The organism is Streptomyces sp. NPDC031379 (genome assembly GCF_055569615.1).
This window is the reverse complement of the sequence record NZ_JBVIIT010000006.1, coordinates 1-14821: the sequence shown is the minus strand read 5'-3', so window position 1 is coordinate 14821 and position 14821 is coordinate 1. Positions and strand designations below refer to the sequence as shown.

Annotated in this window: 13 protein-coding genes, 1 rRNA gene and 1 riboswitch; of the genes, 2 read left to right on the top strand and 12 right to left on the bottom strand. The window is 69.5% G+C overall.

Going from position 1 to position 14821, the window contains the following annotated elements; all coding sequences use genetic code 11:
* The first annotated feature begins 18 nt into the window (after window positions 1–18).
* Entirely contained in the window at window positions 19–438 is a 420-nt protein-coding gene (locus tag ACZ5CW_RS10295; RefSeq protein WP_468599865.1) for a TOBE domain-containing protein, read from the top strand.
* Between the two features lie 54 nt (window positions 439–492).
* Here ACZ5CW_RS10295 and gcvP read toward each other — a convergent pair whose 3' ends face one another.
* Window positions 493–3378, bottom strand: coding sequence for an aminomethyl-transferring glycine dehydrogenase (gcvP, locus tag ACZ5CW_RS10290; RefSeq protein ID WP_468599864.1), 2886 nt, complete (start codon window positions 3376–3378; stop codon window positions 493–495).
* A 174-nt stretch (window positions 3379–3552) separates the two neighbouring features.
* Window positions 3553–3647: riboswitch (glycine riboswitch) on the bottom strand.
* A 119-nt stretch (window positions 3648–3766) separates the two neighbouring features.
* On the opposite strand from gcvP, the gene ACZ5CW_RS10285 reads away from it, so the two are divergent.
* Window positions 3767–4138 carry a PRC-barrel domain-containing protein gene (locus ACZ5CW_RS10285; protein WP_468599863.1) on the top strand — a complete coding sequence of 124 codons (372 nt, stop codon included), beginning with the start codon at window positions 3767–3769 and terminating at the stop codon, window positions 4136–4138.
* 156 nt (window positions 4139–4294) lie between these two features.
* Here ACZ5CW_RS10285 and ACZ5CW_RS10280 read toward each other — a convergent pair whose 3' ends face one another.
* The 11 genes from ACZ5CW_RS10280 to rrf all read right to left on the bottom strand — a co-directional run.
* Window positions 4295–5680 carry a DNA polymerase IV gene (locus ACZ5CW_RS10280; protein ID WP_468599862.1) on the bottom strand — a complete coding sequence of 462 codons (1386 nt, stop codon included), beginning with the start codon at window positions 5678–5680 and terminating at the stop codon, window positions 4295–4297.
* 67 nt (window positions 5681–5747) lie between these two features.
* On the bottom strand, window positions 5748–6431 hold the full coding sequence (locus ACZ5CW_RS10275; RefSeq protein ID WP_468599861.1) for a MerR family transcriptional regulator: 684 nt from the start codon (window positions 6429–6431) through the stop codon (window positions 5748–5750).
* Window positions 6432–6702: 271 nt separating this feature from the next.
* Entirely contained in the window at window positions 6703–7176 is a 474-nt protein-coding gene (locus ACZ5CW_RS10270) for a bifunctional nuclease family protein (RefSeq protein WP_026253112.1), read from the bottom strand.
* 85 nt (window positions 7177–7261) lie between these two features.
* The gene (gene ftsR, locus ACZ5CW_RS10265) at window positions 7262–7999 is read right to left on the bottom strand and encodes a transcriptional regulator FtsR (RefSeq protein ID WP_468599860.1); all 738 of its coding nucleotides are present in this window, start codon (window positions 7997–7999) and stop codon (window positions 7262–7264) included.
* A gap of 43 nt (window positions 8000–8042) precedes the next feature.
* The gene (locus ACZ5CW_RS10260; RefSeq protein WP_468599859.1) at window positions 8043–8873 is read right to left on the bottom strand and encodes an FHA domain-containing protein; all 831 of its coding nucleotides are present in this window, start codon (window positions 8871–8873) and stop codon (window positions 8043–8045) included.
* A gap of 190 nt (window positions 8874–9063) precedes the next feature.
* Window positions 9064–9945: a DUF881 domain-containing protein gene (locus tag ACZ5CW_RS10255; protein ID WP_468599858.1), complete on the bottom strand. Its 882-nt coding sequence runs from the start codon at window positions 9943–9945 to the stop codon at window positions 9064–9066.
* Between the two features lie 4 nt (window positions 9946–9949).
* The gene (locus tag ACZ5CW_RS10250; protein ID WP_003988855.1) at window positions 9950–10282 is read right to left on the bottom strand and encodes a small basic family protein; all 333 of its coding nucleotides are present in this window, start codon (window positions 10280–10282) and stop codon (window positions 9950–9952) included.
* Window positions 10279–11196 (bottom strand): DUF881 domain-containing protein, encoded by a 918-nt coding sequence (locus ACZ5CW_RS10245; protein WP_468599857.1) that lies wholly within the window; start codon window positions 11194–11196, stop codon window positions 10279–10281. Before ACZ5CW_RS10245 ends, ACZ5CW_RS10250 begins: the two co-directional genes overlap by 4 nt.
* A 203-nt stretch (window positions 11197–11399) precedes the next feature.
* Window positions 11400–13895 carry a sugar phosphate nucleotidyltransferase gene (locus ACZ5CW_RS10240; RefSeq protein ID WP_468599856.1) on the bottom strand — a complete coding sequence of 832 codons (2496 nt, stop codon included), beginning with the start codon at window positions 13893–13895 and terminating at the stop codon, window positions 11400–11402.
* Between the two features lie 114 nt (window positions 13896–14009).
* On the bottom strand, window positions 14010–14618 hold the full coding sequence (locus ACZ5CW_RS10235; protein ID WP_468599855.1) for a CDP-alcohol phosphatidyltransferase family protein: 609 nt from the start codon (window positions 14616–14618) through the stop codon (window positions 14010–14012).
* Window positions 14619–14726: 108 nt separating this feature from the next.
* A 5S ribosomal RNA gene (gene rrf / locus ACZ5CW_RS10230) occupies window positions 14727–14821 on the bottom strand; the annotation flags it as partial.

The window sequence follows — 14821 nt, the reverse complement described above, 5'->3', positions numbered from 1 at the left end:
GCACTACGGTGAGGGGCCATGAGCCTGAGCATCCGCAACCAGCTTTCCGGCACCGTCACCCAGGTGCACCCCGGCGAAGTCATGGCGATCGTCAAAGTCCGGCTGGCCGGCGGCCAGCACCTCACGGCGGCCATCACCCTGGAGGCCGTCGAACACCTCGCTCTGGCGCCCGGCTCCCCGGTGAGCGCCCTGGTGAAGTCGACGGAGGTCTCCCTCGCCACCAGGCGGATCGAGGGCCTGTCGATCCGCAACCAGCTGCCCGGCACGGTCACCCAGCTCGCGCTCGGCGACGTCATGGCGACCGTGAAGGTCACGGTGGACGGCGGCGAACTCACCGCCGCGATCACGAAGGAGGCGGCCGGCGACCTCGGCCTCTTCGTGGGCTCCGATGTCGTCGCCCTGATCAAGTCCACCGAGGTCGCGCTGGCCACGGCCTAGCGAAGCCCGAAGGCCCCGCCCGGAACCCGGGCGGGGCCTTCGGTATCGGCTCGCTCAGTCCTCGTACGCGTCCAGCGGCGGGCAGGAGCACACCAGGTTGCGGTCACCGTAGGCCTGGTCGATGCGGCGCACCGGCGGCCAGTACTTGTCGGCGGCGGAGACGCCGGCCGGGAAGACGGCCTCCTCGCGGCTGTAGGCGTGCGTCCACTCCCCGCCGAGCGCGGCCGCGGTGTGCGGGGCGTTCCGCAGCGGGTTGTCCTCGGCGAGCCACTCGCCGGAGCCGACCTTCTCGATCTCCGCGCGGATGGCGATCATCGCGTCGCAGAACCGGTCCAGCTCGATGAGGTCCTCCGACTCGGTCGGCTCGATCATCAGCGTGCCGGCCACCGGGAAGGACATGGTCGGCGCGTGGAAGCCGTAGTCGATCAGGCGCTTGGCCACGTCGTCCACGCTCACGCCGGTCGCCTTGGCCAGCGGGCGCAGGTCGATGATGCACTCGTGCGCGACGAGGCTGCCGGGACCGGTGTAGAGCACCGGGTAGTGCGGCTCGAGGCGCTTGGCGATGTAGTTCGCGGAGAGCACGGCGACCTGCGTGGCCCGCTTCAGGCCCTCGCCGCCCATCAGGCGGACGTACGCCCACGAGATCGGCAGGATGCCCGCGGAGCCCCACGGCGCCGCGGAGATCGGGCCGACGCCCGTCTCCGGGCCGGCCGACGGCTGGAGCGGGTGGTTCGGCAGGTACGGCGCCAGGTGCGACCGGACGGCCACCGGGCCGACACCCGGGCCGCCGCCACCGTGCGGGATGCAGAAGGTCTTGTGCAGGTTCAGGTGGGAGACGTCACCGCCGAAGTGGCCCGGCTTGGCGAGGCCGACCAGGGCGTTGAGGTTGGCGCCGTCGACGTACACCTGGCCGCCGGCCTCGTGGACCTGGGCGCAGATGTCGGCGACGTGCTCCTCGAACACGCCGTGCGTCGACGGGTAGGTGATCATGAGCACGGACAGCTCGTCCCGGTGCTTCTCGATCTTGGCCCGCAGGTCCTCGACGTCGATCTCGCCGTCCTCGGCGGTCTTGACGACGACGACCTTCATACCGGCCATCACGGCGCTGGCCGCGTTGGTGCCGTGCGCGGAGGACGGGATCAGGCAGACCGTGCGCTGCTCGTCACCGTTGGCGCGGTGGTAGCCGCGTACGGCCAGCAGGCCGGCCAGCTCGCCCTGCGAACCGGCGTTCGGCTGGAGCGAGACCTTGTCGTAGCCGGTGACCTCGGCGAGACGTTCCTCCAGCTCGCGGATGAGCGTGAGGTAGCCCTCGGCCTGCTCGGCGGGCGCGAAGGGGTGCAGCTGGCCGAACTCGGGCCAGGTGACCGGCTCCATCTCGGTGGTCGCGTTGAGCTTCATGGTGCAGGAGCCCAGCGGGATCATGCCGCGGTCGAGCGCGTAGTCGCGGTCGGCGAGCTTGCGCAGGTAGCGCAGCATCGCGGTCTCGGAGCGGTGCTCGTGGAAGACCGGGTGGGTCAGGTAGTCGTCGGTGCGCAGCAGGGCCTCGGGCAGGGCCTCCGCGGCGGCCGCGTCCAGCGCCTCGATGTCGCCCTCGACGCCGAAGGCGGTGAAGACGGCCTCCAGCTGGGCCCGGCCGGTGGTCTCGTCGCAAGCCATGGAGACGTGGTCGGCGTCGACCGGACGCAGGTTGACGCCGCCCGCGCGGGCGGCGGCGACGACCTCGGCGGCCTTGCCGGGCACGCGCGCGGTGACGGTGTCGAAGTAGGTGCCGTGGACGATCTCGACACCGCCGGCCCGCAGGCCCTCGGCGAGGATCGTGGCGTAGCGGTGGGTGCGGCGGGCGATGGTCCGCAGGCCCTCCGGACCGTGGTAGACCGCGTACATGCCGGCCATCACGGCGAGCAGCACCTGCGCGGTACAGATGTTGCTGGTGGCCTTCTCACGGCGGATGTGCTGCTCACGCGTCTGCAGCGCGAGCCGGTAGGCCTTGTGGCCGTCGGCGTCGACGGAGACACCCACGAGCCGGCCGGGCAGGCTGCGCGCGAACTTCTCCTGCACCGCCATGTAGCCGGCGTGCGGCCCGCCGAAGCCCATCGGCACGCCGAAGCGCTGGGTGGTGCCGACGGCGATGTCCGCGCCCAGCTCGCCCGGCGAGGTCAGCAGGGTCAGTGCGAGCAGGTCGGCGGCGACGGTGACGAGGGCGCCCAGCTCGTGCGCCTGGTCGATGACCGGCTTGATGTCCCGTACGGCACCGGAGGCGCCCGGGTACTGGATCAGCACGCCGTTGATCTCGCGTGCGGCGATCTCGGCCGGGATGCCGTCGCTGAGGTCGGCGACGACGACCTCCACGCCGGTCGGTTCGGCGCGGGTCTCGATGACGGCGATGGTCTGCGGCAGCGCGTCCGCGTCGACCAGGAACAGGCCCTTCTTGTTCTTGCCCATGCGCCGGGACAGCGCCATCGCCTCGGCGGCGGCCGTGCCCTCGTCCAGCAGGGAGGCACCGGAGGTGGGCAGTCCGGTCAGCTCGGCGACCACGGTCTGGAAGTTCAGCAGGGCCTCCAGGCGGCCCTGGGAGATCTCCGGCTGGTACGGCGTGTAGGCCGTGTACCAGGCCGGGTTCTCCATGACGTTGCGCAGGATGACCGGCGGGGTGAACGTCCCGTAGTACCCCAGCCCGATCATGGAACCGAGAACCTGGTTGCGATCGGCGAGCGAGCGCAGCTCGGCGAGCACCTCTGCCTCGGTGCGGGCGCCCGGCAGGTCCAGGGCGTCGGCGTTCTTGATCACGTCCGGGACGGCGGCGGCGGTCAGCTCGTCGAGGGAGCCGTAGCCGATGTGCGCGAGCATCTTGGCCCGCGCTTCCTGGTCGGGTCCGATGTGGCGCTGCTCGAAGGGGATGCCCTGCTCGAGTTCGGAGAGCGGAGTGCGATGGGCGGTCATTGCGGAGGCCTCCTGGTCTGACGCGACCTTCGAGGGGCACCCCGGTACGGATACCCCGACGGCCTCCCCCTCTGTCATCTCAACCTGAGAGCTTCACCGGGCGCCCGAGGGACCCGGCTTTCACCGTCGGTGAGAGCGGACGCCGTCGACACCCGCTCTGCTTTCCAGAGTGACCTCGTCCGTGCGGTACGTGTGCCTGAGAGATTCCGGGGAGGATTTGCTCCTTCGGCGCCTCCGAGATGATCGGAGGACTCTCCCGCATGGGGTCAGCAGCCGCTGTCAGCCTACCAGCGAGGTCAACGCCTGAGCCTTCGAGTGGCCGCCTCCCTGATTGTGCTCTTTTGTAGTGCTTACGGATGAGTTGCGACCACGTGGAGGGAGAGGGACCGTGCAGACCGACATCGATCCGCGCAACCTGATCGGCCGCAAGGCGTTCGACCGCACTGGCACCAAGATCGGCACCATCGACGAGGTGTATCTCGACGACGCGACCGGCGTGCCCGAGTGGGCGGCCATACGTACCGGCCTGTTCTCCCGGGACGCCTTCGTCCCGCTGGAGCCGAGCGAACTGATCGACGGCGCCCTCCGGGTCCCCTTCGACCGTGCCCTCATCAAGGACGCCCCCGACTTCGGCGTGGGCCGCCACCTCTCCCCCGAGCAGGAACTCCAGCTCTATCACCACTACGGCCTCGACCTCGCCCCGCCTCCCCCGTTCCCCGACCACGACTTCGGCAGACTGGCAGGCACGGAGGAATCCTGACCCACCCCCGCCGGACCGCCCCGCACCCACCGAACCACCTCGGGTCCGGGGCGGAGCCGCGTGTCAGCCACCGCTCGACCGACCGAGCCCCTGACAAACCCCTGCACCGCCCCGCCTCCACCGAATCCGACTCGAGGTCCGGGGCGGAGCCGCGCGTCAGTCGGCACTCGGCGGACCGAGTCGGACGGGTGGGCGGGCGAGATCCGCCACCAAGGGCAACGGCTCCGCCGGCTCCAGCGCAGGATCGTCGACGAGAAACGTCCGCACCCGCCCCGGCAAGGACTGCGGCGTCTCGAACCGCACGGTGACCCGCCCCACCCCGCTCCCCTGCACCCACCCGGGTCCCCACTCAGCGTGCCGCACGTCCTGCCCGGCCCGCCACTGCCGCTCGGCGGGCTCCGGGTCCCGCTCCACGGCCTCGGGCGGCGCGCCCTCCTCCGGCGGCGCCTCCCCGGCGGCGGCCCGCTCACCCGCCGCCTGCGCGAACAGGTCCTCCTGGGTGTAGTCGGCGAGTCCGGTGACCCCCACACCGAGCAGCCGCACCCCGCCCGTGGTGTCCACGGAGTCCAGCAGCCGCGCGGCCGCCTCCTGGACGACCGCCGGATCGTCCGTGGGCCCCCGGAGCGTCTCGGAGCGGGTGAGGGTCGAGAAGTCGTACCGCCGCACCTTCAGCACGATGGTCCGCCCCGACAGCCCGGCGCCGCGCAGCCGCCGCACGCACCGGTCGGCGAGCCGCCGCACCTCGAGACCGACCCGCAGCCGGTCGTGGATGTCCACGTCGTAGGTGTCCTCGACCGACACCGACTTCGTCTCCCGCTCGGCCACCACCGGCCGCTCGTCGTGGGCCAGTGCCATGGCGTACAACGCGTGCCCGTGCGCCTTGCCGAGCAGCCGCACGAGTTCGTCCTCGCCCGCCTCGGCCAACTCCTCCACCGTGGTGATCCCGGCCCGCCGCAGATGGTCCCCCGTGGCCGGCCCGACCCCCGGCAGGGTCCGCACCGACATCGGCCCGAGCAGCTCCCGCTCGGTCCCCGGCTCGATGAGCACCAGACCGTCCGGCTTGGCCTGCTCGGAGGCGATCTTCGCGAGCATCTTGGAGGCGGCGAGCCCCACCGATCCGGTGAGTCCCGTGGCCGCCCGGATGTCCGCGCGCAGCCTCACCCCGGCCAGCCGCGCCGACTCCTCGTCCCAGGCTGCTTCCGCCGCCTCCAGATCCACGAACGCCTCGTCCAGGCTGAGCGGCTCGACCAGCGGCGACAGCTCCCGCAGCATTGCCATCACCTGCTCGCTGATCGACCGGTACAGGGCAAATCGCGGCACCAGATACGCGGCATTGGGTGCCAGCCGGCGCGCCTGGGCCATGGGCATCGCCGAGTGCACCCCGAAGACCCGCGCCTCGTACGACGCGGTGGCCACCACCCCGCGCGGACCCAGCCCGCCCACGACGACCGCCTTCCCGCGCAGGCTCGGCTTGGACGCCTGCTCCACCGAGGCGAAGAAGGCATCCATGTCGAGATGCAGGATCGTGGGCGCGTTTCTCACATGTCCGATGCTGCACCACGGCACTGACAATGCCGGTGGCGGCGGTGGCGCCCGATCGGCTCGCCGGTCAGACCGCCCGGTTGCGGCGCCGCGCCAGCTCGTCCGCGGGGTTGTGACCGACCAGGGTCTCGCCCGTGTCGACGCGTTCGCCGTGCAGCTGCGAGAGGGCGCTTTCCACGTCCCGCCACACCACGCCTACGGCGATCCCGAAGATGCCCTGACCGCCCTGGAGCAGGGCGTGGACCTCGTCCGGCGAGGTGCACTCGTACACGGTGGCGCCGTCGCTCATCAGGGTCATCCGCTCGAGGTCGCGGAAACCGCGTTCCCTGAGGTGCTGGACGGCCGTGCGGATGTTCTGGAGCGAGACACCGGTGTCCAGGAAGCGCTTGACGATCTTCAGGACGACGACGTCCCGGAAGCTGTACAAGCGCTGGGTGCCAGAGCCGTAGGCGGGCCGCACGCTCGGCTCGACGAGGCCCGTGCGGGCCCAGTAGTCGAGTTGCCGGTAGGTGATGCCGGCGGCCGCGCAGGCCGTGGGCCCGCGATAGCCGATCTCCTCGGTCGCCATGGACGCCGCCCCTCCGCCGTTCGGCACCGCCGTCGGCCGCTGCGGAGCATGGTCGACCGCGCTGCTCTGAGGGGGGTATCCCCCGCTCGAACGCAGCTGAGAGTTCGGGGGAGGGTACGGACCGCTCTCCCCGAAACCGCGTTCCGGGGCACCCCCAGCCGTACCGTCGCCGCTGGTTCTCACGCCGACCTCCGTCCTTGACCTGCCTTCTCGACGGTAGGCAGTCACCAGGGGTGCGTCAACGATCGCCACACTCGGCACGCCGAGTGATAATCACCCTAGGAGTGGTTTTCCGTGCCCCACCGCGGGGAAAGGCTAGCCGAATGCGCTCGAGGGAGGTCGCAGGACGCTCTCAATGGCCGGTGGCAATTGCCCACGAGCCCGGCCACCCGTGGTCAGTGACCGACCCCCGAAAACCGCTGGTCCGACGGGCCGGCCGCACACCCTTTGCCGCTCACTGGCTGCTGGTGCCAAAGTCCTCGGGCGAGATCTGGTCGAGGAACTCGCGGAACTTCTCCACCTCGTCCTCCTGCTCGTCCGGAATGGCGATGCCCGCGTCGTCCAGCACCGTGTCGCTGCCGTAGATCGGCGTTCCGGTGCGCAGGGCCAGCGCTATGGCATCGGAGGGACGGGCACTGACCTCGACCCCGCTGGCGAAGACCAGCTCCGCGTAGAAGACGCCTTCCCGCAGATCGGTGATGCGTACTTCGGTCAGCTCCTGGCCGACGGCCTCCAGCACGTCCTTGAACAGGTCGTGGGTCAGCGGTCGCGCGGGGGCCATTCCCTGCTGTGCGAAGGCGATCGCCGTCGCCTCCCCCGGCCCGATCCAGATGGGGAGGTAACGGTCGCCCCCCACTTCGCGCAGGAGCACGATCGGTTGGTTGGAGGGCATTTCGACCCGGACACCTACGACATCGAGCTCGTTCACACAGCAACCCTAGGCCGTGGTCGGGATGTTTGGGTAGTCGGGCCGGGAACAGGTGCCCGATCCGGCCGCTCCGGGGCCCCCGGCTTCAGGGCAGCCGCACGCCGAGGGCGGTCTTCACCAGGGCGGCGTGCAGCTTCACCGTGAGGGCCGCCAGTTCCTTCGTACGGGCCTCGGCATGCGCCCTGGTCTGCGGATTGCGGTGACGCTTGAGCGGGGCCACCACCTGGTCCACCAGACCCGCCTCGCGGTCCGCGGCACCCTTCATCAGCCGAAGGTGGCGCGGCTCGATACCGAATCTGCCCAGCTCGGCGATGAGAGAGGCGACGGTGACGGCCTCGGCGTCGTACGCCCCGTCCTCCAGGGGCGCGATGAGCCCGTAGGACTCCCACTCCTTCAGCTGATCCTCGTCGATGTCCGCGGCCACCAGCAGCTCGGCCCTGCCGACCCGCGCCACCGTGCGCCCCGCGGACTGCTCCGGGGCGTCGTCCGCGGTGCGCTGGCGCCCCACCAGGGGCAGTGGGTCCGCCTCGCCCCGCTCCATGGCGTCCAGGTGCTCCCGGATGACCTTGAGCGGCAGATAGTGGTCCCGCTGCATCCGCAGGACATGCCCGAGACGCTCGACGTCCCCGGCGCTGAACTTGCGATACCCGGAGGGGGTCCGCTGCGGTTCGATGAGGCCCTCCGACTCCAGGAAACGGATCTTGGAGATGGTGACCTCGGGGAACTCGTCACGCAGCACGTTCAGCACCGTGCCGATGCTCATCAGCACGCCGTCCCTGGCGGCGGCACCGCTTCGGGCACCGCCGCTCGGTGTTTGAAGCATGGACCTTCCCTGGGGTCCCCCCGGACGCCGGTCCGGGGGCGGGTCAGATGCCCTGCCGGCTCGCGTAGAACACCAACCGGTACTTGCCGATCTGCACCTCGTCGCCGTTCGACAGAGCCACCTGATCGATCCGCTCGCGGTTGACGTACGTGCCGTTCAGGCTGCCCACGTCGGCCACGGTGAACGAGCCGTCCGGGGTGCGCCGGAACTCCACGTGCCGACGCGAGACCGTCACGTCGTCGAGGAAGATGTCGCTCTGCGGATGACGGCCGGCCGTGGTCAGGTCGCTGTCCAGGAGGAAGCGGCTGCCCGAGTTCGGTCCCCGGCGCACCACCAGCAGCGCCGAGCCCAGCGGCAGCGCGTCCACCGCTGCCTGCGCCTCCGGCGACAGCATCGGCACAGCCGTCTGGCCGGTCACCTCCGCGTCGTAGGCCTCGAGGCCGGAGATCGAGATCGTCGACGTCGTCTCCGAGGCGCGCTCGGGCGTCACCCCGGGACGCAACGGCGCGCCACAGTTGGAACAGAAGCGGGCGTTCTCCGCGTTGCGGTTACCGCACCTCGTACACACCAGGACCGACATCGACGGACCCTCCTGCCGCGGCTGCCCCGCCGGGGCGTTGGACGCGTACGGGCCGGAGGCAAACCCTCCACCCGTACCTGAGGTTGACGGTTGCCCGAAACCTATGCCGCCGGACTGGGCAGGGTCAACAGACGCCGCGCCCTGACCACCCGAAATGTCACCGCCCGGACCAGCGACCTGGTCCCGGAACAGCGGGCGCTGGCCCTCCGCGTCAGGCTGTGCGCGATGGCGAGCGGTCGCGTTGTCGCTACCCTCTCGCGCGCTCTTGCCGAACAACTTCGCAAACAACTTCACGGGCGATTCCCCTTGACCGAAACAGACCCGCCCGTGGGGCAGGACGAACCCTGATTGCCTACACCGGCCGAGCCGGACATCCTCACAACGTCCGTATCCACCAAACAGTTTCCACCACGCACCACCCCTTCGGTGCGCCGACCCCCCGCAACCTCATGCCCCTGCCGGACGATCCCCATGCACCGCCGGTTCACTGGGAGGACGACCGAGCGTAGTCAGGCCGCTTCGCCTGTCGCAAGGCGTCCACGACGATCTTGTCCGACCGCTCCACGGTCACCGTGGCCTGCTCCTTCTCCAGGGTCTGCACCACGCCTCCAGGGATGTTCAGCGCCGGCTCGAGATCCTGCGGCTTGCCGATGACCTGGAAACGATAGGGAGCATTGATCTTGTTCCCGTCGACGCTCACCGTCTTGCCGGAGTCCGTGAAGTAGGTGTTCGCGACCACCCGGACACCATTGACCTGGATCGCCTCCGCACCGGCCGCGCGCAACTCCTGGATCGCGTCGAGCAGCATGTCCGCCTGGACCGTCCCCTTCATGTCCTCGACCGTCATCGTGATGCCGGGACCCCGCGCCGCCACGGTGCCCGCCAGGATGCCGAGTTGCCTCTCCTTCTCGGCGGTCTGCCGGCGGGCCTCCGCCGCCTGGTCGGAGCTGCTCTGCAGCTCCGACCGCTGCTTCTCCAGTCCCTGCTTCTCATCCTGAAGACGCTGCGTACGCGAATCCAGTTCATCGAGGATGCGAACAAGATCTTCCTGACGGGCGCCGCGCAACGCGCTGTCACTGTCACTGTTCGACGCCACCTGCACGGCCAGGCCGAAGCCGAGGCCGAACAGCAGGACGGCGACGATGAGTTGGGCCCGGGTGATGCGCGGCGGCCACAGGCCCTTGACCAGCCGCTGCCGGCCGGTCAGCGATTCCCCGGGCTGCTCCCCGGGAGTCTGCGCGGCACCGGGTGCCGGGGCGGGCACCTCGGCCGGCAGTTCCCTGCGCAGCCGGTTCTGCGGCTGTTCGTCCCGGTCGTCCCGGCTGTCGTGGCTGTTGCGGCTCTCGTTGCCGTTCTGGTCGTTCATCGCCTCACGCCCGGAACACATGCCGCCGGATCGCCGCGGCGTTGGAGAAGATGCGGATACCCAGGACCACGACGACACCCGTGGACAACTGCGCGCCCACGCCCAACTTGTCGCCCAGGAACACGATCAGGGCGGCGACGACCACGTTCGACAGGAACGACACCACGAAGACCTTGTCATCGAAGATGCCGTCGAGCATGGCCCGCAGACCGCCGAAGACGGCGTCCAGCGCCGCGACGACGGCGATCGGCAGATAAGGCTCGACGACCGCCGGAACCTCGGGCCGGACCAACAGGCCGGCCACGACTCCCACGACGAGGCCCAGTACGGCGATCACGATGTGCCCTTCTCAGTTTTCTCGGCGTTCGGCTGTGCGGTGCGTACGATCACACTCGGCGCGGCGGGCAACCGGAGGTCACCCTCCGTGGCGATGGTGGCGCGGATTCCGTAGTTCTCCTCCAGGGCATGCAGATACAGCCCGTCGGCGCTGTCCTGGAACCTGGTGCTCAGCCTCTCCGCGTCCCCCACCGCCAGCACCGCGTACGGCGGCACCAGCGGCTTGTTGTCGACCAGTATCGCGTCACCGGCGGCCCTGATCGCGGACAGGGCGGTCAGCCGCTGCCCGTTGATGGAGACGGCCTCGGCTCCGGAGGCCCACAGCCCGTTGATCACACGCTGCATGTCCCGGTCGCGCACCCGGCCGGTGTCGGAGAACCCCGAGGTCTCCCGAGGATTGCCCCCCTCGCCACCCCCGCTGGCCTCCTTGGCGTCGTCGACGACGAGCCTGACGCCGGGCCCGTGCACCGCGGTGGCGCCCGACAGCGTGCCCACCAGGTCGGCCTCGGCACTGCCGCCGCTCGACCTCAGCGCCGCCCGCTGCCGCGCGTCGACCTCGTCGCGCAACTTGTCGACGGTGCCCTCGAGCTTGTCCGCGGCCTCGGTCTCACTGTCGATGCGGTCGATCAGTTCCTGCCGCTCCTTGGCCACCACAGGCGCCGCCACCCGCGCCTGCGCCGCCCCGACGGTCACGACCAGGGCCGCGAGGACGAGACCGGCCGCGAGGCCCAGCTTCGCCCGCAACGTCTTCGGCAGACCGCCCTCGCCCTGGGACTCCTTCCGGGCAGCGGCCTCGGCATATCCGTCGTCGAGGCTGTGGTCCATGACGTTGGTGATCAACGACATGGAGGCGTCCGGACGCTGCGGCCGCGTGGGGCTGCTCCGAACGGGGGGTTGCTGCGGCATGCCGCACATCGTCGCATGTCGCGAGCAGTACCTCCGAATGGCCCCACCGGCGTGCCGGACAGGCCCCCTTGGGGACACTTGTCCGGCACGCACGCGTGCAGCGGGTTTTGCCGCCCTCAGCCCTCGGACCTCAGCCGTCAGCGGTCGAGGTCAGGCGTCGGGCGTCGCGGGACGGCACCGCCGGGCCGGCTGCCGTCCCGTTGCCACCGGCCTCACCGGCCGGCACTGTCCACGACGGCCGACCACTCGTCCAGCAGGGCCTGCGCGGAGGCGTCGTCGGGACCCTCGGCCCACAGATGGGTGACCGCCTCGGCCGGGTCGGGCAGCACCATCACCCAGCGCCCGTCGGTCTCCACGACCCGTACACCGTCCGTAGTGTCGACAAAGCGATCTCCGGCCTCCTCGACCACCCGCCGCATCACCAGCCCCTTGACGGCCCACGGCGTCGCCAGGTCCCGCTTGAGGACGTGCGCCCGCGGGATCCGCGCGTCGATCTGGCTCAGCGTGAGCTGCGTCCGCGCCACGAGCCCGATCAGCCGCACGAAGGCAGCCGTGCCGTCGTAGACACTGCTGAACTCGGGGACGATGAACCCGGCCTTGCCGTCACCACCGAAGATGGTGCCTTCCTCACCGCCCACGCGCGTGAGGTCGTCGGGCGAGGTGGTCGTCCACTCGACCTGAGTGCCGTGATAGGCGGCCACCTGTTCGGCGATCCGGGTCGTGGTGACGGGAAGCGCCACCCGGCCGCTGCGCCGCTCGGCGGCCACCAGGTCCAGCATCACCAGGAGCGCCCGGTCGTCCTCGATGATCCGGCCCTTCTCGTCCACCAGCGACAGCCGCTCGCCGACGGGGTCGAACCGCACCCCGAACGCGGCACCCGAGGACGCCACGATCTCACCGAGGCGCACGAGCCCCTTGCGTCGCATCTCCTCCGTCTCCGTCGGCCTGGACTCGTCGAGACCGGGGTTGATGGTCAGCGAGTCCACACCGAGCTTGCCGAGCAGGCTGGGCAGCACGAGTCCGGCGCTGCCGTTGGAGGCGTCCACGACGACCTTCAGACCCGACTCCGCGATCCCGGTGGTGTCGACGTTCCGCAGCAGCGACCCGGTGTAGGAGTCGAAGACGCTCGCCGGGAAGTACAGGTCACCGATCTCACCGGGGAACGCCCGCCGGTACTCCTGCCGCGCGAACACCCGGTCGAGCTTGCGCTGGCTGCCCTGCGAGAGATCCGCGCCGTTGCCGTCGAAGAACATGATGTCGACCGAGTCCGGCACGCCGGGCGAGGTCCGGATCATGATGCCGCCGGCGCTGCCGCGCGCGGTCTGCTGCCGGGCCACGGGCAGCGGCACGTTCTCCAGGTCGCGTACGTCGATGGCGCTGGCCTGCAGCGCGGAGATGACCGCCCGCTTGAGCGCGCGGGCACCTCGGGAGTGGTCGCGGGCCGTGGTGACGGTGGCGCCCTTCTTGAGGGTCGTCGCGTACGCACCGGCGAGCCGCACCGCCAGCTCCGGCGTGATCTCGACGTTCAGGATGCCGGTCACCCCACGGGCGCCGAACAGATGAGCCTGTCCGCGGGACTCCCAGATGACCGACGTGTTGACGAAGGCACCGGCCTCGATGGTCTTGAACGGATAGACCCGGACGTTGCCCTGAACGATCGATTCTTCACCGATCAGGCATTCGTCACCGATGACCGCGCCGTCCTCGATCCGGGCGGCACGCATGATGTCGGTGTTCTTGCCGACGACACAGCCTCGCAGGTTGCTGTGCTGCCCGACGTACACGTTGTCGTGCACGACGGCCCTGTGCAGGAAGGCACCCGTCTTGACGACGACGTTCGAACCGACGACGGTGTGCTCTCGGATCTCCGCGCCGGCCTCGACCTTGGCGTAGTCGCCGATGTACAGCGGCCCGCGCAGTACGGCGTCGGGGTGTACCTCGGCACCTTCGGCCACCCATACGCCCGGGGAGATCTCGAAACCGTCGATGTCGACGTTGACCTTGCGCTCGAGGACGTCGGCCTGGGCCTTGACGTAGCTCTCGTGCGTGCCGACGTCCTCCCAGTAGCCCTCGGCGACATAGCCGTAGATCGGCTTGCCTTCCTTCATCAGCTGCGGGAAGACGTCTCCGGACCAGTCGACGGGGACATCGGGGTCGACGTAGTCGAAGACCTCCGGCTCCATGACGTAGATGCCCGTGTTGACCGTGTCGGAGAAGACCTGCCCCCAGGTCGGCTTCTCGAGGAAACGTTCAACCTTGCCTTCCTCGTCGACGATGGTGATGCCGAACTCCAGCGGATTGGGCACACGGGTCAGACAGACCGTGACCAGCGCACCTTTCTCCTTGTGGAAATTGATCAGCTCGGTGAGGTCGAAGTCGGTCAGGGCATCACCGGAGATGACGAGGAAGGCATCGTCCTTCAACGCCTCCTCGGCGTTCTTGACGCTTCCGGCGGTACCGAGTGGCTTCTCCTCATTGGCATAGGTGAGCTCCATACCGAGCTCTTCGCCGTCGCCGAAGTAGTTCTTGACGAGCGATGCCAGGAACTGAACGGTGACAACGGTCTCGTTGAGCCCGTGCCTTTTGAGCAGCCGTAGCACGTGCTCCATGATCGGGCGGTTGACCACGGGCAGGAGCGGCTTGGGCATGCTAGAGGTCATGGGGCGCAGGCGGGTGCCTTCGCCCCCGGCCATCACGACGGCCTTCATGTCGGAAGCGTCCTCCTCCAAGAGACGACGGTCTAGCCGACTTCACCCGTCCAGATTGTCCCGCACATTTCCGCCGGGGGCCATCGAGGCGTCACGTCAGGACAATCGCTGAGTTCAATCGGCCATGGCGTCCGCACGAACCAAACGGCGGACCTGTACCACGTACAGCACTCCTGCCCACCAATAGAGAGTTGTACCCCATCCGGCGAACGCCCATCCGAAAACAGCGGCGAGTGACGCGATCCAACCAGTGCCGTCACTGAGGAGCAAGAGCGGGAACGCGTACATCAGGTTGAAGGTAGCGGCCTTGCCGAGGAAGTTCACCTGCGGCGGCGGATACCCGTGCCGGCGGAGGATGCCCACCATCACCAGGAGTACCAGCTCTCTCGCCAGCAGCAGGCCGGTGAGCCAGAGCGGCAGGATCTCCCGCCAGGTGAGACCGACCAGTGTGGAAAGGACGTAGAGCCGGTCGGCGGCGGGATCGAGGAGCCGGCCGAGGCTGCTGATCTGATTCCAGCGCCGGGCGAGCTTGCCGTCGAGATAGTCGCTGACCCCGCTGAAAGCCAGCACCAGGAGGGCCCAGCCATCACTGTTGGGACCTCCGAACTCCGGCCAGAGGATCAACCAGAGGAAGAGGGGTACGCCAACGAGCCGCGCCATACTGAGGATGTTGGGGATGGTGAGGACCCGGTCTGTCTGGACACGGGTCTCCTGGACCTCCACCCGGGGGCCTCCTGTGCAAAACGAGCCAACGATGCCCACTGACCTTACCTCAACGCAAAAAAGCTCCGGCCCTCGGGCTTATGCCCAAGAGCCGGAGCTGTAAAAGGAGTTCGGCGGCGTCCTACTCTCCCACAGGGTCCCCCCTGCAGTACCATCGGCGCTGTGAGGCTTAGCTTCCGGGTTCGGAATGTAACCGGGCGTTT

Coding starts and splice junctions, on each gene's coding strand:
- ACZ5CW_RS10255 (WP_468599858.1), bottom strand. CDS start 9,945: ATGAACGACCAGAACGGCAACGAGAGCCGCAACAGCCACGACAGCCGG.
- ftsR (WP_468599860.1), bottom strand. CDS start 7,999: ATGCTTCAAACACCGAGCGGCGGTGCCCGAAGCGGTGCCGCCGCCAGG.
- ACZ5CW_RS10295 (WP_468599865.1), top strand. CDS start 19: ATGAGCCTGAGCATCCGCAACCAGCTTTCCGGCACCGTCACCCAGGTG.
- gcvP (WP_468599864.1), bottom strand. CDS start 3,378: ATGACCGCCCATCGCACTCCGCTCTCCGAACTCGAGCAGGGCATCCCC.
- ACZ5CW_RS10240 (WP_468599856.1), bottom strand. CDS start 13,895: ATGAAGGCCGTCGTGATGGCCGGGGGCGAAGGCACCCGCCTGCGCCCC.
- ACZ5CW_RS10245 (WP_468599857.1), bottom strand. CDS start 11,196: ATGTGCGGCATGCCGCAGCAACCCCCCGTTCGGAGCAGCCCCACGCGG.